General features: G+C 55.7%; 19 protein-coding genes. 14 read left to right on the forward strand and 5 right to left on the reverse strand.

The features are described 5' to 3' along the window. Nucleotides 1-8: 8 nt before the first annotated feature. From tsaE to HMPREF2891_RS03160, 6 genes are all read left to right on the forward strand, one after another. The gene (gene tsaE, locus HMPREF2891_RS03135) at nt 9-530 is read left to right on the forward strand and encodes a tRNA (adenosine(37)-N6)-threonylcarbamoyltransferase complex ATPase subunit type 1 TsaE (protein ID WP_070663844.1); all 522 of its coding nucleotides are present in this window, start codon (nt 9-11) and stop codon (nt 528-530) included. Next, the gene (tsaB, locus tag HMPREF2891_RS03140; protein ID WP_070618079.1) at nt 527-1,195 is read left to right on the forward strand and encodes a tRNA (adenosine(37)-N6)-threonylcarbamoyltransferase complex dimerization subunit type 1 TsaB; all 669 of its coding nucleotides are present in this window, start codon (nt 527-529) and stop codon (nt 1,193-1,195) included. The genes tsaE and tsaB overlap by 4 nt, the downstream gene beginning before the upstream one ends. Then, nucleotides 1,192-1,776 (forward strand): GNAT family N-acetyltransferase, encoded by a 585-nt coding sequence (locus HMPREF2891_RS03145; RefSeq protein ID WP_083311224.1) that lies wholly within the window; start codon nt 1,192-1,194, stop codon nt 1,774-1,776. The genes tsaB and HMPREF2891_RS03145 overlap by 4 nt, the downstream gene beginning before the upstream one ends. A 292-nt stretch (nt 1,777-2,068) precedes the next feature. Beyond that, entirely contained in the window at nt 2,069-2,773 is a 705-nt protein-coding gene (locus HMPREF2891_RS03150; protein WP_070663846.1) for a succinate dehydrogenase cytochrome b subunit, read from the forward strand. A 10-nt stretch (nt 2,774-2,783) separates the two neighbouring features. Further along, entirely contained in the window at nt 2,784-4,760 is a 1,977-nt protein-coding gene (locus tag HMPREF2891_RS03155) for a fumarate reductase/succinate dehydrogenase flavoprotein subunit (RefSeq protein ID WP_070663847.1), read from the forward strand. After that, nucleotides 4,757-5,500 (forward strand): succinate dehydrogenase/fumarate reductase iron-sulfur subunit, encoded by a 744-nt coding sequence (locus HMPREF2891_RS03160; protein WP_034506864.1) that lies wholly within the window; start codon nt 4,757-4,759, stop codon nt 5,498-5,500. Before HMPREF2891_RS03155 ends, HMPREF2891_RS03160 begins: the two co-directional genes overlap by 4 nt. Nucleotides 5,501-5,578: 78 nt before the next feature. Here HMPREF2891_RS03160 and HMPREF2891_RS03165 read toward each other — a convergent pair whose 3' ends face one another. Further along, entirely contained in the window at nt 5,579-6,394 is an 816-nt protein-coding gene (locus HMPREF2891_RS03165; protein ID WP_070663848.1) for an HAD family hydrolase, read from the reverse strand. Nucleotides 6,395-6,487: 93 nt separating this feature from the next. Between HMPREF2891_RS03165 and tsaD the strand changes: the two genes are divergently transcribed. Next, complete coding sequence (gene tsaD, locus HMPREF2891_RS03170) at nt 6,488-7,534, forward strand: tRNA (adenosine(37)-N6)-threonylcarbamoyltransferase complex transferase subunit TsaD (RefSeq protein WP_070664227.1); 1,047 nt, start codon at nt 6,488-6,490, stop codon at nt 7,532-7,534. Here tsaD and HMPREF2891_RS03175 read toward each other — a convergent pair. Beyond that, on the reverse strand, nt 7,511-8,185 hold the full coding sequence (locus HMPREF2891_RS03175) for a DUF3159 domain-containing protein (protein ID WP_070663849.1): 675 nt from the start codon (nt 8,183-8,185) through the stop codon (nt 7,511-7,513). The genes tsaD and HMPREF2891_RS03175 overlap by 24 nt on opposite strands. Before the next feature lie 211 nt (nt 8,186-8,396). Here HMPREF2891_RS03175 and HMPREF2891_RS03180 point away from each other — a divergent pair, with 211 nt between their 5' ends. The 5 genes from HMPREF2891_RS03180 (at nt 8,397) to HMPREF2891_RS03200 (ending at nt 13,362) form a co-directional block, all read left to right on the forward strand. Next, nucleotides 8,397-8,990 carry a DUF2975 domain-containing protein gene (locus tag HMPREF2891_RS03180; RefSeq protein WP_158237788.1) on the forward strand — a complete coding sequence of 198 codons (594 nt, stop codon included), beginning with the start codon at nt 8,397-8,399 and terminating at the stop codon, nt 8,988-8,990. Further along, nucleotides 8,980-9,201 carry a helix-turn-helix domain-containing protein gene (locus HMPREF2891_RS03185; protein ID WP_070663851.1) on the forward strand — a complete coding sequence of 74 codons (222 nt, stop codon included), beginning with the start codon at nt 8,980-8,982 and terminating at the stop codon, nt 9,199-9,201. Before HMPREF2891_RS03180 ends, HMPREF2891_RS03185 begins: the two co-directional genes overlap by 11 nt. Nucleotides 9,202-9,453: 252 nt before the next feature. Beyond that, on the forward strand, nt 9,454-10,578 hold the full coding sequence (locus HMPREF2891_RS03190; protein ID WP_070663852.1) for an ABC transporter ATP-binding protein: 1,125 nt from the start codon (nt 9,454-9,456) through the stop codon (nt 10,576-10,578). After that, on the forward strand, nt 10,578-12,287 hold the full coding sequence (locus HMPREF2891_RS03195; protein ID WP_083311225.1) for an ABC transporter permease: 1,710 nt from the start codon (nt 10,578-10,580) through the stop codon (nt 12,285-12,287). Before HMPREF2891_RS03190 ends, HMPREF2891_RS03195 begins: the two co-directional genes overlap by 1 nt. Nucleotides 12,288-12,324: 37 nt before the next feature. Then, complete coding sequence (locus tag HMPREF2891_RS03200) at nt 12,325-13,362, forward strand: extracellular solute-binding protein (protein ID WP_070663853.1); 1,038 nt, start codon at nt 12,325-12,327, stop codon at nt 13,360-13,362. Between the two features lie 123 nt (nt 13,363-13,485). On the opposite strand, the gene HMPREF2891_RS03205 is transcribed toward HMPREF2891_RS03200, so the two are convergent. Both HMPREF2891_RS03205 and HMPREF2891_RS03210 read right to left on the reverse strand, forming a co-directional pair. Next, nucleotides 13,486-14,670 (reverse strand): glutamate--cysteine ligase, encoded by a 1,185-nt coding sequence (locus HMPREF2891_RS03205; RefSeq protein WP_070663854.1) that lies wholly within the window; start codon nt 14,668-14,670, stop codon nt 13,486-13,488. Nucleotides 14,671-14,713: 43 nt separating this feature from the next. Further along, the gene (locus HMPREF2891_RS03210; protein WP_070663855.1) at nt 14,714-15,973 is read right to left on the reverse strand and encodes a THUMP-like domain-containing protein; all 1,260 of its coding nucleotides are present in this window, start codon (nt 15,971-15,973) and stop codon (nt 14,714-14,716) included. Nucleotides 15,974-16,128: 155 nt separating this feature from the next. On the opposite strand from HMPREF2891_RS03210, the gene groES reads away from it, so the two are divergent. Then, nucleotides 16,129-16,425 (forward strand): co-chaperone GroES, encoded by a 297-nt coding sequence (groES, locus tag HMPREF2891_RS03215; RefSeq protein WP_016444087.1) that lies wholly within the window; start codon nt 16,129-16,131, stop codon nt 16,423-16,425. Nucleotides 16,426-16,495: 70 nt separating this feature from the next. Here groES and HMPREF2891_RS03220 read toward each other — a convergent pair whose 3' ends face one another. Continuing rightward, a complete protein-coding gene (locus tag HMPREF2891_RS03220; protein ID WP_034506846.1) occupies nt 16,496-16,789 on the reverse strand; it encodes a WhiB family transcriptional regulator in 294 nt (97 codons plus the stop codon). Between the two features lie 205 nt (nt 16,790-16,994). Between HMPREF2891_RS03220 and HMPREF2891_RS03225 the strand changes: the two genes are divergently transcribed. Then, entirely contained in the window at nt 16,995-17,933 is a 939-nt protein-coding gene (locus tag HMPREF2891_RS03225) for a MerR family transcriptional regulator (protein ID WP_070663856.1), read from the forward strand. The last annotated feature ends 7 nt before the right edge of the window (nt 17,934-17,940 follow it).

Raw genomic sequence — 17,940 nt, forward strand, 5'->3', positions numbered from 1 at the left:
GGAAGACCATGTTTACGATTACTGCAAGAAGCGCGGATGATACGCGTAGCTTGGGGGCCGCTCTTGCCCGGTTTGTGTGCGGGGGCGACATGATTATGCTCACCGGCGATCTGGGGACGGGTAAGACCACGTTCACGCAGGGGCTTGGCCGCGCTATGGGTGTGAAGGGCCGCGTTGCTTCCCCCACGTTCATCATTGCGCGCGTGCATAAGGGCAATCCGGATTTGGTGCACGTGGACGCGTATCGCATTAAGGATCTTGACGATCTAGAAACTTTGGATCTTGACACCGCGCTGGAGGAGTCCGTGCTTGTGGTGGAGTGGGGCGAAGGTAAAACCGAGTCGCTTTCCCCGAACCGCCTTGAAGTGACTTTTAAGAACCCGGCCGCCGTGGACGAGTTGAGTGAAAACTTGGAGCACGCTGATTCCAACATTCGTGAGGTCACTTTCAACCCGGTCGGTCCGCGTTGGACCGGTGAGGACGCGCTTGAAGAAACGCTTCGCGAGGCAGTTGAGGGAGCATACGCATGAAAGACCTGTGCATTGATACCTCCGGCGGTGCGGTAGTTGCGGTTGTAACCGAGGCCGGGACAACGGTAAATACGGAGCCCAACTCTCGCGCTCACGCTGAGCGCCTTGCCGAACTCATCTCGCTTTCGATCAGTGAGGCGGGGCTTGGCAAGACAGCAAAAGAGGCGGACCTGGATCAGGTGATCGTCGGTACCGGGCCGGCTCCATTCACGGGGCTTCGCGCGGGCCTCGTAACCGCTCGAGTGATTGGCCGCGTGGCTGGGATCCCCGTGCGCGGGATTGGCTCGCTCGAGGTTTTGGCTCGCTCTTACCTAGATGACATGCCCGCAGGCGCCGAGATTGTGGTGGTGACCGATGCTCGCCGTCACGAGGTGTATTGGGCGCACGTGCGCGCAGCTGGCCCAAACGACGTTGAGATACTTGAAGGCCCTGCCGTAAACACCGCAGATTTTGTGGCCAATAAGTTCCAAGGTAGCGGCGTTGAGTTCGCGGGCCCGGCCTGCCAGATTTACTCCGACGCTTTGCCGAGCACTCGCGACGCTCAAGGTTTTGACGTGGCTGTGGCTGCGCGGATTGTGCGCGCTCGCCTTGAAAATGGGGTGGAGGACTTTCCGGTAGATCCGCAGTATCTGCGCCGCCCGGATATTCACGGCGAAAAGAAGTGAGCCTGGAGCCCGCCCCGGTGGTTTTAACCGCGGCGAACTTAGAACAGGTGCTGCACTTTGAACAGCAGGTTTTTCCAAAAGCCGACCAGTGGAGCCGCGCCAGCTGGACCGCGGAGCTCTCTAGCCCAGATCGCATCCACTTTGGAATGTTTGACCGCGACGTGCTGATTGCCGCCGCGGGGGCTTCCATAAACGAGGTGGCCGATGTGCTGACCATAGGCGTGCTACCAGAATACCAGGGCCGGGGGATAGCGGGCGCACTACTCGATCACCTGTTGCAGGTGCTTAGAATCGCCCGGTTTTTCACGCCGAGCCAGGTGCACTACCTGATGCCTTTGGAGGGTGATCGCACGATGGCAGATCCTGCCAGCGGCGACACGTCGAGCGAGGATGTCAGCGAATCCGTGGCGGGCATAGAGCGCTCACAGCGCCGGGTTAGTCGCGTGATGCTGGAGGTCCGCGCATCTAATGCCAGCGCGATCGGGTTATACGGATCGCGCGGTTTCAAGCAGATCGCAAGGATTCCGCGCTACTATCGCGCACCCAGCGAAGAAGCCGTCGTGATGGAGCTGGGCCTATAGGTGGGCAGGTAAACACTGCCCCAATTGCAATCTCGTAATGCGTAAAAACCAGTTGGTGGCGACAGGTTTGACGACGATCGGTCATTATGAAACCCAAGTGTTGCCTAATAGACATATTTTTATGACGTTAACAAGGCGCAAAGTGGCCTCAAACCTCTCGGTCGGGGTGACAGAACAAAGCCCGCTATTTCGCGCCATATAGCCCAAAAGTAGGAATATGTGCGAGGGTCCTGCACCAGCGTGACGATCGTATACGACATGAGCTGCGTTTCACGTATGTACCCTTGAATACATGGCCAATAAAAATCTCGAAACGAGGAAGCGCCGCGCCTGGAACACGAACGTGTTCGTGAAGCAACTAATGGCAATTTCCGGCCTCTTCTTCGTCATGTTCGTTATCGTCCACGCGTACGGAAACTTGAAGATGTTCCTCGGCCAGGAGGCGTACGATCACTACGCTCACTGGTTGAAGGGGGACGCCTTCTATCCGCTACTGCCTGAAGGTGGACTGATCGTTGTATTCCGCACGGCGATGATTCTGTTCGCGCTCGTGCACATCCTCGCCGCGTTCCACACCTGGTACGTTTCCAAGAAGGCACGCGCCGACCGCTACTCGGTTAAGAAGAACGTTGCAGACTCCTACGCTGCGCGCACCATGCGCGTATCCGCAGTGATCTTGCTGTTCATGATTGTGTTCCATATTCTCCACTTCACCACGGCAACGATTCCCGCTGGCTTCGAAGCAAGCGAGATGTCCCCGTACATGAGGATGGTTGGAGCCTTCTCTAACCCGGCCCTGGTTGTCCTGTACGCCGTTTTTGTTGGAACCCTTGCAATGCACATCGGTCACGGCATTTGGTCGGCTCTACAGTCCATGGGCTGGCTCCGTCGTAACACCCAGCACATCACTGTTGTAATCGGTGGCATTGTTGCTGCAATCGTGTTCGTGATGTTCATGCTGCCGCCGGTCGCTATCGCATTCGGCTTTATTTCTTGAGGAACGTGAAATGACTGATCAGCTTATCCACGGCCTCTACCGCGAAGGCGAGAAAATCGCGGACACCAAGGCACCTTTGGATGTGCCCCTAGCGCAGTGTTGGGAAACCCGTAAGTTCAACGCAAAGCTCGTGAACCCGGCTAACCGACGCAAGCTCAAGGTGATCATCGTAGGTACCGGTCTTGCAGGTGGCGCTGCCGCTGCTTCGCTTGGCGAAATGGGCTACCACGTTGACGCATTCTTCTACCAGGATTCCGCCCGCCGCGCCCACTCCATTGCTGCGCAGGGTGGTATTAACGCTGCGAAGAATTATCGCAACGACAACGACTCGGTATTCCGCCTGTTCTACGACACTGTTAAGGGCGGCGACTACCGTGCTCGTGAGACCAACGTTTACCGTCTCGCTGAGGTTTCGGCAAACATCATCGACCAGTGTGTTGCCCAGGGCGTTCCATTCGCTCGTGAATACGGCGGCCTGCTAGATAACCGCTCGTTCGGTGGCGTACAGGTATCGCGTACGTTCTACGCTCGTGGCCAGACAGGCCAGCAGCTTTTGATTGGCGCATACCAGGCGCTTGAGCGTCAGGTTGAGGCCGGCACGGTGGTGGAGCACCGCCGCCACGAGATGGTTGAGCTCATTGTTTCGGACGGCCGCGCTCGCGGTATCGTTGCTCGCAACATGGCAACGGGTGAGCTGGAGACCTACACGGCTGACGCTGTTGTTTTGGCAACGGGTGGCTACGGCAACGTATTCTTCCTGTCCACCAACGCGATGGGCTGTAACGGTACGGCTGTTTGGCGTGCACACCGCAAGGGCGCCTACTTTGGCAACCCCTGCTACACGCAGATTCACCCAACCTGCATCCCGCAGCACGGTGACCAGCAGTCAAAGCTGACGCTAATGTCAGAGTCGCTCCGTAACGACGGTCGTATTTGGGTTCCGAAGAAGGCTGAGGACTGCAAGAAGGATCCGCGCGATATTCCGGAAGAGGATCGCGACTACTACTTGGAGCGCATCTACCCGTCGTTCGGTAACCTCGTTCCGCGTGACATTGCTTCGCGTCAGGCGAAGAACATGTGTGACGATGGCCGCGGCGTAGGCCCGGAGATTAACGGCGTTGCACGCGGCGTTTACCTGGATTTCGCAGAAGCTATTGAGCGTATGGGCAAGGACGCGGTTTCCGCTAAGTACGGCAACCTGTTCGACATGTACGAGCGCATCACAGGCGACAACCCGTACGAAGTTCCAATGCGTATCTACCCGGCTGTTCACTACACGATGGGCGGCCTGTGGGTTGACTACGACCTGCAGTCCAACCTGCCGGGCTTGTTCGTAGCTGGCGAGGCTAACTTCTCGGATCACGGTGCTAACCGCCTGGGTGCTTCCGCGCTCATGCAGGGCCTGTCCGATGGCTACTTCGTTCTTCCGAACACGATTAACGATTACCTCGCTGGTGCGTTCGGCTTTGAGAAGCTTGATGAGAACTCGGCTGCCGTTCAGGAGGCGTTGGATTCCACGCAGGCTCGTATCGATAAGCTCATGTCGATCGACGGTAACCGTTCCGTTGACTCGTTCCACAAGGAACTCGGCCACATCATGTGGGAGTACTGCGGTATGGAGCGTAACGAGGAAGGCCTTAAGAAGGCTATTGGAATGATTCGTGAGCTTCGCGAAGAGTTCTACAACAACGTGCGCATTCCGGGTAAGACCAAGGGCGAGATGAACCAGTCTTTGGAAAAGGCCGGCCGCGTTGCCGACTTCCTCGAGCTGGGTGAACTGATGTGTATTGACGCATTGCACCGCGAGGAGTCCTGTGGTGGCCACTTCCGTGCAGAGCACCAGACGCCTGAAGGTGAAGCACTTCGTCATGACGACAAGTTCACCTACGTGGCTGCCTGGGAGTTTGGCGCCGACGGCGTTCCGACCCTGCACAAGGAAGACCTGATTTACAACAACATCGAGCTTAAGCAGCGGAGTTACAAGTGAACATCACCCTTAAGATTTGGCGCCAGGCCAATCCCGAAGATGCTGGCGCGATGCACGAATACCAGGTACACAACGTGTCGGAAGACTCGTCGTTCCTGGAAATGCTGGACATCCTCAACGAGGAACTATTCGAGGCTGGCGAAGAGCCGATCGCATTCGACTCGGACTGCCGTGAGGGCATCTGTGGCCAGTGTGGCGTTGTAATCAACGGCGTTGCACACGGCCCGGAGGTCACCACCACCTGCCAGCTCCACATGCGTTCGTTCAACGATGGTGACACGATCACCATCGAGCCGTGGCGAGCAACCGCATTCCCGATTATTCAGGACCTGGTTGTTGACCGCTCGGCTCTGGACCGCATTATTCAGGCCGGTGGCTACATTTCCGTGAACACGGGTGCGGCTCCGGACGCTCACGCTACGCCGGTTCCGAAGCAGAACGCCGACCGCGCGTTCGAGGCCGCCGCTTGCATCGGTTGTGGTGCTTGCGTGGCTGCCTGCCCGAACGCTTCGGCAATGCTGTTCACCTCGGCTAAGGTCACGCACCTGAACCTGCTTCCGCAGGGCCAGCCGGAGAACCTTATGCGCGTGAAGAACATGCTGAACCAGCATGACGCGGAAGGCTTTGGCACGTGCACGAACATTGGTGAGTGCGCGGCTGTCTGCCCGAAGCAGATCCCGCTGGATGTTATTTCTACGCTGAACCGCCAGCTTGGAAAGGCTGTCCTGAAGGGCGTGTAACCCAAGCCGTATTGGCCAAGCAAAAGGTGGCTTCGAGAATTATCTCGAAGCCACCTTTTTGTTGCTGTAGTGCAGCGGTTAGTACAGGCCCGCGTGTTTGAGGGCGTTTGCGAGGCCATCCTCTTCGATGTGGGTAGAGACAAAATCCGCTACCTTTTTCACTTCTGGAACGGCGTTGCCCATGGCGATGCCCATGCCGGCTGTTGAGACCATCTGCAGGTCATTCAATTCATCTCCAACAGCTACGGTTTGCTCAATGGGGAAGCCAAGCACTTCGGCCACCTCCTTAAGTCCTGTGCCCTTGTTGTACGCCGATAGCATCACCTCTCCCGTATTTGCCACGCCGGTATCAACCGAAGCGGGAATGATGAGGATCTGCGGGCCAAGGTGTTCGTTAACGTCTTCGATCGTGAGGCCCGAGGCTGGGGGAATGGTAATCATCCCTTTAGATGAGCCCACTGGAAGTCCCTTCTTGACGTACGGGGTGACCTGGTCAATGTAGGCGCTCCACCGCTCAACTGCTTCGGGAGTGGACTGGAAAAACATTTCCATAAACCCCTCAGCTGGATGAAGCGCATCAGGGGTTTGCCACAGGCTCACAATGCCGTGTTCACGAAAGTAAGCTTCAGCCTCTTCTATGAACTCTTTAGAAAGTCGGTGATCAAAAAGGTCCTCCCCGTCAAGGCGGGCGTGAGCGCCGTTTGCGCCAATGAATCCTTGAAAGCCTAGATCCCACAGCCACGGATAGATCTCGGGTGCTGACCTGCCCGTGCAAATCCACAGGGTGTGCCCGTTATCGTGCACCTTCTGAAGCGCTTCGCGCGCAGAATCGGGGACGATTTGATGCTGGGTAACAACGGTTCCATCAAGATCGAGGAATACTAATCTCTTCATACTTTTATCGTCTCACACTAACGGAGCGGGCAGGCAATAGGCTCTGGTGTGGGATTGTGCCGCTCAGGGTTTAGAATGCTTGAGGTGATGGAAATGAAAGATGCTTTGGTCTTAGGTATTGAGTCGACGTGTGACGAAACTGGCGTGGCCCTGGTTCGCGGCGGGCAGCTGTTGGCTGATCGTACAGCCACGTCGATGGACGAGTACGCGCGTTACGGTGGCATTATTCCCGAGATAGCCTCGCGCGCGCACCTGGAGTCTTTCTTACCCACTCTTGAAGCGGCGTTAGACGAGGCTGAAGTTCAGCTTTCAGACGTGGACGCTGTGGCTGTTGCGGCAGGGCCCGGGCTGGGGGGGTCGCTAACGGTTGGGATTTGCGCTGGTAAGGCTCTGGCCACCTCCTTGGGTGTGCCAGTGTACGGGGTGAATCACGTGCTGGGGCATTTGGCTGTTGATGAGCTGGTGCACGGGCCGCTTCCAGATAAGTTCATTGGGCTGGTTGTGTCGGGCGGGCACTCTAACCTCTTGCTCGTAAACAACATTGCAACCGATGTGCGTGAACTGGGTGGCACGCTCGATGATGCGGCCGGCGAGGCGTTCGACAAGGTTGGTCGTCTGCTGGGACTGCCGTATCCGGGTGGCCCGCACGTGGATAGGCTGGCGCAGCAGGGCGATAAGGAAGCGATTAAGTTCCCGCGCGGCCTTTCGGGTGGGCGCGACAAGGAACGCTACCGTTACGACTTCTCTTTCTCGGGTTTGAAGACCGCGGTTTCGCGTTACGTGAAGGCCAAGGAACTTCGCGGTGAGTCGATCAGCAAGGCTGATATTTGCGCTGGTTTTAGTGAGGCCGTGAATGATTCGCTGACGGCTAAGGCTGTTCAGGCAGCGCTTGACCACGATGTGAAGACGATTGTGGTTGGAGGCGGGTTTTCCGCGAATTCGCGTTTGCGTGAGCTGTTGACTGAGCGCGCAAATGCGGCTGGCGTTGAGGTTCGAATTCCGCCGATCCGTTTCTGCACGGACAATGGGGCGCAGATCGCGGCAATGGGTTCGCAACTGGTGCGAAATGGTGTGGAGCCCTCAACCTTGCAGTTCTCGCCGGACTCGCAGATGTCGCTAGACGAGATGGCGATGGCGTAGCGTACGCAAAAGCCTCCAGGAAAAGTATGCGGCTACGACGTCCGCGGGCATTCCCAAAGACAGCTTCATGAGTGCCAGCCACTGCACGTTATCGGTGAAGTAGAGCGGGATTTGAACGCTGAGGCGGGCAACGAACACGAAGAACCATATCCACGTGATCTGGTAGTAGCGCAGGCGGGTGAGCTGCCACTCTTCACCTTTACGCCAACGGGTTTTCTCTCCGCGCACTGCTCCGAGCATGACGCCGAGTAGCGGCCAGCGCACCAGGATGGAGATCAGCAGGAGTGAGCCGTAGAACGTGTTCTTCAAGATGGAGATGGCAAACACGTTGACGGCTTGTCCCGTTTTCCACGCCACAAATACCGAGGCGGTCATGCTGAGCACTCCGATGAGGGCAGGGCGCACGGGAAGTCGCTGAATCAGGCGTATGAGCGCGGCGATCGACGTGAAACCAAGAGCCAGGCCCGCGGGGAGCAGGTAGTCTCCCGTGATGTTCAGTCCAACAAGAAAAATGATCGTGGGGACAACGGCTTCAACGAGCACGCGCCAGCCGCCAATGACGGTGAGGGCGTCAAACTCGTCTTCGTTGATGGCGGCCAGGCCGCTTTTCTTCTTCTCTTCTGCGGGCGTTAGCTCTTGCGCGGCGGTCATGCTTCCCCTTTGTGTCTATGTCAGCCACAGAAAGGATAGTTGGAACCGCGAATAAACGCCTACATTCTGCGGTTTTGCTGACGGAGTGCCATGAACTTGGATGGCGGCGTCGCACGGTGAATGTCAGTAACTGGTCTTTTGGGATATTGACTTTGACGCCACCTAGATTTATCGTTAAACAATAATATCGATAAACAATAAGGGGGCCATGATGTCTAGATTTGAAAAAGTGCCGTTCTGGTTCGCGGTTGCGCTGGTGTGGGTGCTGTCGCTACTGGTGATTGCCGGTCAGGCGGTGACGGTTATTGAACTGGCAAGTGGGAAACGCTTATTTGGAGGCGCTCCAATTAGCGCCTGCGACTTGCCGAATTTCTGTTTGCAGGGCGAATCGGAGGTTCCGCTAAGCTACGTCTCTGCCACTAGCATTCAGCTTGCTATTGCTGAGGCCGCGCTTGTTGCTGTAGTTGTCGCGGCCGGCCTCATTATTGGTACTGCGGTTATCCGGGCAATCAGTAAGGGCCGCGCTTTTGAGAGGCGCACCGTGCGGCTTATGGGGGTGACCGGCATAGTGCTTGCGCTAGGTGGGGTTGTCTGTGGTTTTGTCTCCGATGCGGCTAGGTCTGCCCTGCAGCAGGACCTGATTGCGTTCCAAGAGGCCGTGCACCCGGGGTCCGGCACTCTCGTCGTGGGGGAGAAGCCGCTGCTTGCCATGGCGCTGTTCTTTGCAGGAGTGTTGGCGCTGGCGCTGTGGGCGGCGTTTAGGCAGGGGGCGCGCATGCGGGAGGAGCTCGACTATGTCGTCTAAACCATTGCCGCACCGCGTTGAGGTGACGTTAGATGCTGTGCTTGCGCAAAGAGGTATGACGCTCACCGCACTATCAGAGGCCACGGGAATCACGATGGCTAACCTGTCGATTCTGAAAACGGGCAAGGCGCGCGCGATTCGGTTCTCTACGCTCAGCGCAATCTGTGAGGTCCTCCAATGCCAGCCGGGGGACATCCTCAAGCTCGGTTAGTTTGCCAGTGTATGATTTATAGCTGTCGAAAATGGGCGTTAAGAGGTGTTGCGAATAGTTTATTAGGTCTCTTGGTATCGCAAAGGTTACAAATTGGTTACTGTGACATCACTTCGAGGTTAACATTGGGTAAACTTGGTTCATTCCAAGGAACTTATTCGTGAAGGCAAAGCCGCTTTCCCTAATTGTTCAAGCAGTGAGTAACTTGCTTGCGGCCGCATTCACAATCACAGAAGGCCAACAGGAGTAGATGTGAGCGTAACTATAAAAATAAATGATGTTGTGAAACGTTTTGGGGACGTGACTGTTATCCCCGGTCTTACAACGGAAATCAAAGAAAGTGAATTTTTCACCCTATTAGGACCTTCCGGGTGCGGTAAGACCACCTTGTTGCGTATGATCGCCGGTTTTAACTCCATTGAGGATGGTGACATTTACTTTAATGATCAAAGGATCAACGACGTAGATCCCGCCAAGCGCAGCATTGGCATGGTGTTTCAAAACTATGCCATTTTCCCCCACCTTTCGGTTCGTAAGAACGTGGAATTTGGACTAAAGAATATTAAGTTCCCCAGAAAAGACATTCACGATAGAGCCCAAAAATACATTGATCTAGTGCACGTAGATAAATGGGCTGACCAAATGCCCGATAATCTCTCGGGCGGCCAGCAGCAGCGCGTTGCGCTTGCCCGCGCGCTGGTTACTTCGCCCGACGTGCTCCTAATGGATGAGCCCCTATCGAACTTGGACGCAAAGCTTCGTGTAGAGATGCGTGAAGTGATTCGCGAGATCCAACAAAGTGTAGGCATTACCACCGTTTACGTTACGCACGATCAAGAAGAAGCAATGGCGGTGTCTGACCGCATTGCGGTGATGAAAGAAGGCGTAATCCAACAGATTGGAACCCCGCGCGAACTGTACCACCGCCCGGCCAACACCTTTGTTGCGGGATTCATTGGCAGAACGAATGAGGTTTCTGGAACTTTGGAGCATGTTGGAGACAACCTGAAGCTTCACCTGGCTAACCAAACCATTGATCTGCCCCAACCGTTTGCGCAAAGTTTGATGGCGGCCAAGGACGAAGGGGTAATTGCTTCCATTCGGCCTGAGCACTTGGAAATTACCCCCGAACCCACGTCTACGAGTGTCCCCGCTGTAGTTGAGCATTCGGTGTACTTGGGTGCCTCCATCCGGTACTTCCTCAGACTAGAAGATGGTACTGCTATCGAGGCCGAGCAAGAGTCGGATCTAGATGACTCCTACGCTGACGGCGCAAAAGTTAACGTCGATATCAAAATCAACAAGGTTAATCTTTTCTCGGCAGACGGCTCTACCAACCTGCTTACAGTGGCCGCGCGCGGTGGTGAGGAAAACTAATGAGCGCGAATATTTCTACAAGCCCGGTCTCCGCCGGCGGGGCAGTGAAACAAAAGCGTAGGCGGTTGCCAAAGCTGGATATGTGGAGCGGCGTTTCGCTTGCTTTACTTCTGCTATTTGGTCTTTTCCTTGTATATCCGCTATTCAACGTTCTGCGCGAATCGATAGTTAATGGCGAAGGTGAGTTCACCCTAGAGTACTTCTACCGCTTCTTTGCGAACTCGTACTATTTTCAGACCATCAAAAATAGCTTCGTGCTGAGTATTACCGTCACCGTGGTTTCACTGTTAATTGGTGTGCCGTTTTCCTACTTCTACTCTTTCTTTAGCTTGAAAGGGCGGAAGGTACTCTTCGTTGGCGCGGTCCTGTCCGTCATGTCCGCCCCCTTCATCGGCGCGTACGCATGGATCTTGCTACTCGGCAGAAATGGCCTGATCACGCAGTTCTTTAAGCAAACCCTTAGCATAGAGCCACCTAGCATCTATGGATTCTGGGGCCTGGTTATTGTCTTAAGTCTGAAGCTATTTCCTCTTGTGTCTTTATACATGAACGCTGCTTTTAGAAGCATCGATTCATCTTTGCTTGAGGCAGCATCTTTGATGGGAAGCACGGGGCTAAAACGGATCTGGCAGGTCATGTTGCGCCTCACCATTCCGACGCTACTCGCAGCCGCCCTGCTCGTGTTCATGCGCACATTCGCCGACTTTGGTACTCCACTACTTCTTGGACAAAACTATCGGACATTTACGGTTGAGATTTACAACCAGTACCTAGGTGAAACAGGACAGAACCACAACTTTGCGGCAGCAATTGGAATCATTGGCGTGATCGTCACGACTATTGTTTTCCTGATTCAGAAGTACGTTGCTGGAAAGTTTAACTTCCAGTTGCGCTCCAGTCGCCCGATCCAACCCAAGAAGCCGCGTGGCATCGGCGGTGCCCTCATCTACATTTACCAGTATGGTTTGATCGCATTTGCGTTGCTCCCGCAGTTCTATGTTGTGTACCTGTCATTCCGCAAGAACTCCCAATCCCGTTTCTTGCCGGGCTACACCCTGGATTCATACCGGCAGGCCGCGAACCGTCTGCTTGAGCGCTCGATCTACAACACGCTCGTACTGGCAGCAATCTCGATGGTAATCATCATTGTGTTGTCGATTCTCATCGCATACCTTGTGGTTCGCCGACCTAGCGCGATCAATAACTTCATCGACACCACGTCTATGATTCCCTACATCATGCCTGGCGCGGTCATCGGTATTGCTCTTGTGATCTCGTTTAACTCGGCTCCACTTGCCCTAACCGGAACCATGACCATTATGATCATTGCTCTGGTTATTCGCCGTATGCCATACACGATCCGTTCTGCAACGGCCTCGTTGATGCATCAGCCGATTTCGATGGAAGAGGCATCGCGCAGCTTGGGGGCATCTAAGCTGAAGACCTTCTGGAAGGTCACCGTTCCCCTAATGGGATCCGGGATTGCATCGGGTGCGATCTTGAGCTTTGTAACCATCGTGACTGAAATGTCAGCCGCAATTATTTTGTACAACAACCAGACGATAACCCTGACGATGTCTGCATATGTGGCAATCACAAGAGGAAATTACGGGCTTGCGTCCGCATTCTCTGCGGTATTGACGCTTATAACAGCTGTCATTCTCATTGTGTACTTGAAGTTCACAAAGGAAGAAGACGTCAGGCTTTAGAGATTTTCAAATATCCGCAAAACTATAAGGAGTAACAATGCGTTTCAGAAAAGCCGTCGCCGTGGCCGGTGCTCTGTCATTGGCTAGTGTTGGCCTAGCAGCTTGTGGAGGAGGTGAAACTGCGGACGGGGAGAATAATCGCCTCGTGCTGTATTCCTCGATGACGGAGAATGACCTCAATGTCCTCTCGGATCTTCTAGAGCAAGAGTTTCCCGGAATCGATATTGAGATCGTGAATGGCTCTGCTGGCGAACTGACTGCACGTATCAAGTCGGAAGCGGGTAACCCGCAGGGAGACATGATGTGGGGCGGTTTGGACGTCTCTAACGGAGATGCACACTCCGACATTTTCGAGCACTGGCTGTCAGATTATGAAGACACCATTGAAGATGCCTACCACTCGCCAAACGGTTTCTACAACGTAGACCACCTCTCTACTGTGGCATTTGCGGTTAACACCGACCTTGAAAAAGAGCTAGGGCTGAATATCAAGGGCTACGCCGATTTGCTTGATCCGAAGCTAAAGGGCCGCATCACCATGGCGGATCCCACTTCGTCTTCGTCGGCCTGGAACAACATTTCTAACATCATGTCCGTCTTCGGCAATGGTAGTGATGAGGCGTACAAGTACATCGATGACCTATTGAGCAATGACCTCGTGATCGCATCCTCGTCATCTATTCCGTTCACTGCAGTAGCAGATGGAGAGTACGTTGTGGGACTGACCTATGAGGATGGTATTGCGTCGCTGCTGAAGTCGGGCACCGACAACATCCGCATGGTTTACCCGGAGGAAGGCACGAGTGCTACCGCGTTCGGAACAGCGGTGATCAAGGGCGGTCCGAACTCAGATCTTGCTAAGCGAGTCATCAACTACATTATGAGCCCTGAAGGTCAGGTTGCTTTCGCTGAAGGAGTTGGCACCGTTCGCGTGACAACCAAGGAACCGTACGAATCTGAATTCCTGCCGAAGTCCGACACCATCAAGTGGGTAGACAGGGATGTTGAGTGGCTCACCGAACACCGAGATGAGGTTGTCGCTAAGTGGACTGAGCTGTTCACCGCACACCAGTAAAACAAAGGAGTAAGGAAACTTACCTCTGGAATCCAAAGTAGTTGGGACAAGAACCTCCAGTTCTTGTCCCAACTACTTTTATTTTCCCTACCCTAAATAGTTGCTATCGGATAGCCTCGGCTCCTACTGCCTGCGCACTTCTTTCTTGAGCTCGTTGGGTTTGCTGGCCAGGAAGGTAAGCGGGTCGATCGAGTGGCCGGCCTTGAACTCGGCCTGCATAAGTTCAACCATCGCTCGCGGGCCGTCCTCGTGTCGCGCAGCCGCGATCGCGAGCCGCTGGTAGGCCGCTCCCTTGCGCATAATCTCGTGAATATGCTCAAGCTCGTCGCGGCAGCCGATCTCCTCTGCAATGGGGAGTAGCTCGGGAAGCATGTTTCGGATCGTGGTTATCACGTCTTCCTGGTTGCCGGCCTCGTCAACGATCAGGTTAGCTTCCATGCCGTAGCGCGATGCTCTCCACTTGTTCTCCGCAACATACCAATCGGGAATACGGGGTAGTTCTTCGCCGCGGTCGTACATGCGCGAATAGTATTCAACCAGCGTGGCCGTGAGGGCAACGAGCACGCCCACCTCGCGAATGTTCGTGGCTGCGTCAAAAACGCGAATCTCAATGGTTCCCAGCTTTGGCGAGGGGCGAATATCCCAGCGAATCTCAGAGAAGTCGCTGATAATGCCGGTTCGCGTCACGTCCTCAACGTAACGCTCGAGGTCGTCCCACTGCTCAAACTGGCGCGGAATACCTGCGGTGGGTAGCTGCTGGAAGTACATGGCGCGGTTAGACGCGTACCCGGTGTCTTCACCCGCCCAGTATGGCGAGGAAGAAGACAGCGCCTGCAGGTGCGCAAACCGCGTGAGTAGGGCGTTGAGGATTGGCAGAACCTTGGCGGCGTCCTCAATGCCGATGTGCACGTGAACGCCGTACAGCTGCATTTGCCTGCCCCAGTACTGCGTTCTTTCCACTAGGTCGTTGTAGCGGCCCGTGTCGGTAACGCGCTGGTATGCGGGGGTCGCAAAGGGGTGTGTGCCCGCGGTTGCCAGGTCGATGCGCATAGGCGTAGTCACCGGCTGGATGATCGCAATGCTCTCAAGCAGGTCGTCCAAACATTCGGAGGCGTGGCGGCGCGGTTTTGACGTTATCTCAATGGTGTTTAGGAGCATTTCGCGGTGGATGTTTGGCACGTCGCCCAAAGACTCCACGATGTCCATGACGGCATCGGCACTTTGTCTGAGGTCGCCCGTGTCCTTATCGATCATTTGGAGTTCCCACTCCACGCCAATCAGGCCGCGCTCGGACTCGTTGAAATGCATGGTTATCCTATGTTGGTCGCTTGCTCTCTGTTACGAGCCTAGTTTAAAGGTCGAGGCGGCGCGCGATGACTGCCTGGTGACGCCCGTCAACCCTTGTTGCAATGACGGTTACGGGGTTTTCGTAAGAGTTGGTTCTTGGCACCAAAATGCGTTTCAAGGCCGTTTGGAGGGCCGCGGGGTTAATGTCCGCACCGCGCTTCTTTACCTCCACGCTGGTTGGCTCGAGGGCGCGCAGTGCCTTCGAGATGGCTTTCGGCCGCAGTTGCGTCACGTCCAGCACTTCGAATCCACTAAGCGCGTTGGCTTCCTTCCCCGCAACGATCTCGTTTGAAGTCAGGTAGGCAATAGATGGCGAAATCGGGCCTTCTAGCGCCGTGTTGTCTACAAATTGAGCGATGAGGCCAGCGCGAATTACCGCCGGGTCAGGCTCCCACAAATACGTGCCCAGGCCCGCGCTTTCCAACTGCTTGGCCGGCTCCGAGGGGTCGCAAGCCTGCCTGAAAGTAAACGCTTCGCTACCCCTAACTACTGTGGCGGAGCGGCCCGGACCGTGGCTTTGTAGCGCCGGGCTCCACAGGCCCGCCTCCAGTAGCTGCCCGTCCACGGAAACCCAGTTGGCCTCAAAATCAGAGGGGATGTGCTCGTAGCCCAAGCCTGGCGCAACCTTGAGGCCCAGCGCGTCAAAGCCGCCCTGGCGAAGCGGCTCGCGCCAAGACAGCGCGGTAGGGAGGGAAGGGGACCACTCCTCGGGGGAGCTGATGCGCCGCCCGCCAGCCGCAGCGCCCGTGCGCCGGGCCGGATCAGCAAAGATTGCCTGCACGCCCTCACTGATCAAATGTTCAATATCGAGGGTGGTTACATCCCCCAGGTTGGCCTCGCAGTCGGGCATAAACCGCAGATTAACCTTGGTGCAGGCAACGGCCTCTGGATTAATATCCCACGAACGCACGCGCAAGCCCAGGCTGGCCATCGCCAGGGAATCAATGCCAATACCACAACCCAGGTCCGCAACCGTGGTGATTCCCGCGTCCTTGAACCGGGCGGCGTGCATCGCGGCCACCTGCAACCTCGTTGCCTGTTCAAGGCCGTCGCGCGTGAAAATCATGGCGCGCGCAAACTCGCCCAACTTATCTTCGGCTTGGCTGCGCAAGGTCAGCTGCGTGAGCACAGCCGCGCGTTCTCCCGCTTCAAGCTCAAAATTTGCGAGGGCGCTTTCCCGCTCAGCTTCGGGGATCTCTTGCAGGTCACCCAAAACCTGCCAGGGGAGTGGCCTTAGAACCAGTTCAACGGGAGAAACACTCACGAGGCTCCTTCATCCAGCTTTTGGCACTCAGCTTGCAAGAGTGCTAATCGAGGATCTAATCTTGTATGTGTAACGCTTACCGTATCCGACCACCCGCGACGGCGGATGCAGCAAATGCGTGCAGTTCAACTACGAATGTGAAAGGGAGTTGGCCAATGTCGATCTCCATTAAACCACTTGAGGATCGTATTGTGATCCAGCAGGTTGAGGCCGAGCAGACTACGGCTTCAGGCCTTGTTATTCCTGATACTGCGAAGGAAAAGCCGCAAGAGGGCACCGTTGTTGCAGTTGGTCCGGGCCGTGTTGATGACAACGGTAACCGCGTTCCGATGGATGTTTCCGAAGGTGACGTTGTTATCTACTCCAAGTACGGCGGCACCGAGGTTAAGTACCGCGGTGAGGAGTACTTGATTCTCTCGGCTCGCGATGTCCTCGCGATCGTTGAGAAGTAACTAGCTCTTCTAACAAAGCATCCCACGCCATTGGCGTGGGATGCTTTTGTGATGCTTAAGCTACCTGCGTTTATGCTACGCGGAAGCGCTTCTTGCGGTTAATAATTTCGCGCCGTTCTTCTTCGGTCAAGCCGCCCCATACGCCGTATGGTTCCTGTACGCGCAGGGCGTGCTCGCGGCACTGCTCGAGTACGGGACAAGAGGCGCAAATTGCTTTGGCTGCCTCCGCGCGGCGGCGCCTAGTTGAGCCGCGCTCACCTTCCGGGTGGAAGAAAAGTTCTGTGTCCATGTCGCGACACGCGCCGAGGTATTGCCAATCCCACCGATCCGCTACGGGACCGGGAAGCCTGGAGATATCTGTCATCCTTCTGCTTCCTTTCATATCGCCTCTGTCTGCGACCAGAACCTATATTATTAGTTATGCAAAAGTTGTTCAAGACCCTTCCGCATATTGTTCGAAACTTTTAAGAAGTTAGGCTCCGGTGGCGCTTCGCTTCTTCGGGCGTAACAATATTAATAGGTGATGTACCTTAAACTTTTCTGGAAATTGTCCAAACTGGAGATGAACAATGCCCCGCCCAGATCTAAGCGCGCACATGAATCCCGCGCCGCTAACCATCGCAACGGTTGCGCAGCGCCTGGGAGTTTCCGCGTCTACGATCCGTACGTGGGAGCGCCGCTACGGGCTAGGGCCAAAACGCGAACCGGGCAAACGCAGAAGGTATAACGAGATTGAACTCAAGCGGCTTGAACAAATGGTTCGCCTAGTCCGTTCCGGCGTGTTCCCCTCGGATGCCGCGCAAGCGATCAAATCTTCCGATGAAGTACTCGCCGATAGTGAAGCTGCAATTACGGTTGAGTCAATCCTTGACACCGCGCGCCGAGGCGACTTCAACTCCCTCCAGCGCAATCTTGACGTGTTGATCTCCCGAGACGGCCTACTCCATACCTGGCACGAGTACATCGGCCCCGCTATGCGTGGCACCTACTATCCACCCAAAGGGGATAAACCCGGCATCGCCCCCCGGTCGCTAATCACGCAGGCCACACTGTATGCCGTCTACCAAGTGGCCAAGCAGGCGCCGGAACACTCTGCCGGATTCCCGGACGCGTGCCCCGTCCTCGTTGTTTGCGACGCTGCGCATGAACTACGTGCCCATATTGTTGGCGTGGCCCTCGAATGGGAGGGAGTGCCCGCCCGCATCGTCCCCGTTACCGCGCCTGCGGAAGGCCCCGACATCTGCCCCCAAGACGTCAGCGAAGCGATCAAAGAATACCGCGACAGTTTTGGCGCGCACGTCCTCATCCTCATCGGCCTGCTTTCAGCCGATGAAAAAGTTGTCGAGGGCGTGGACGATGAGTGCTCAAACCTGATTCTGGTTGGCCGGCACTGCCCGTTGGATTCTGCCCCGGGTGCCACGCGCTTGCGCACACTCACCGCATGCGTAGAGGAAGCCGTGGATTCAGCTCGAAACTGCTCCATCCCTGAAAGCGTTGGGGTTAACTAATATTATT

The organism is Actinomyces sp. HMSC065F11 (assembly GCF_001813085.1).
Lineage (GTDB): Bacteria > Actinomycetota > Actinomycetes > Actinomycetales > Actinomycetaceae > Gleimia > Gleimia europaea.

Coding starts and splice junctions, on each gene's coding strand:
- tsaE (WP_070663844.1), top strand. CDS start 9: ATGTTTACGATTACTGCAAGAAGCGCGGATGATACGCGTAGCTTGGGG.
- tsaB (WP_070618079.1), top strand. CDS start 527: ATGAAAGACCTGTGCATTGATACCTCCGGCGGTGCGGTAGTTGCGGTT.
- HMPREF2891_RS03150 (WP_070663846.1), top strand. CDS start 2,069: ATGGCCAATAAAAATCTCGAAACGAGGAAGCGCCGCGCCTGGAACACG.
- HMPREF2891_RS03155 (WP_070663847.1), top strand. CDS start 2,784: ATGACTGATCAGCTTATCCACGGCCTCTACCGCGAAGGCGAGAAAATC.
- HMPREF2891_RS03165 (WP_070663848.1), bottom strand. CDS start 6,394: ATGAAGAGATTAGTATTCCTCGATCTTGATGGAACCGTTGTTACCCAG.
- tsaD (WP_070664227.1), top strand. CDS start 6,488: ATGAAAGATGCTTTGGTCTTAGGTATTGAGTCGACGTGTGACGAAACT.
- HMPREF2891_RS03175 (WP_070663849.1), bottom strand. CDS start 8,185: ATGACCGCCGCGCAAGAGCTAACGCCCGCAGAAGAGAAGAAGAAAAGC.
- HMPREF2891_RS03180 (WP_158237788.1), top strand. CDS start 8,397: ATGTCTAGATTTGAAAAAGTGCCGTTCTGGTTCGCGGTTGCGCTGGTG.
- HMPREF2891_RS03185 (WP_070663851.1), top strand. CDS start 8,980: ATGTCGTCTAAACCATTGCCGCACCGCGTTGAGGTGACGTTAGATGCT.
- HMPREF2891_RS03195 (WP_083311225.1), top strand. CDS start 10,578: ATGAGCGCGAATATTTCTACAAGCCCGGTCTCCGCCGGCGGGGCAGTG.
- HMPREF2891_RS03200 (WP_070663853.1), top strand. CDS start 12,325: ATGCGTTTCAGAAAAGCCGTCGCCGTGGCCGGTGCTCTGTCATTGGCT.
- HMPREF2891_RS03205 (WP_070663854.1), bottom strand. CDS start 14,670: ATGCATTTCAACGAGTCCGAGCGCGGCCTGATTGGCGTGGAGTGGGAA.
- groES (WP_016444087.1), top strand. CDS start 16,129: ATGTCGATCTCCATTAAACCACTTGAGGATCGTATTGTGATCCAGCAG.
- HMPREF2891_RS03220 (WP_034506846.1), bottom strand. CDS start 16,789: ATGACAGATATCTCCAGGCTTCCCGGTCCCGTAGCGGATCGGTGGGAT.
- HMPREF2891_RS03225 (WP_070663856.1), top strand. CDS start 16,995: ATGCCCCGCCCAGATCTAAGCGCGCACATGAATCCCGCGCCGCTAACC.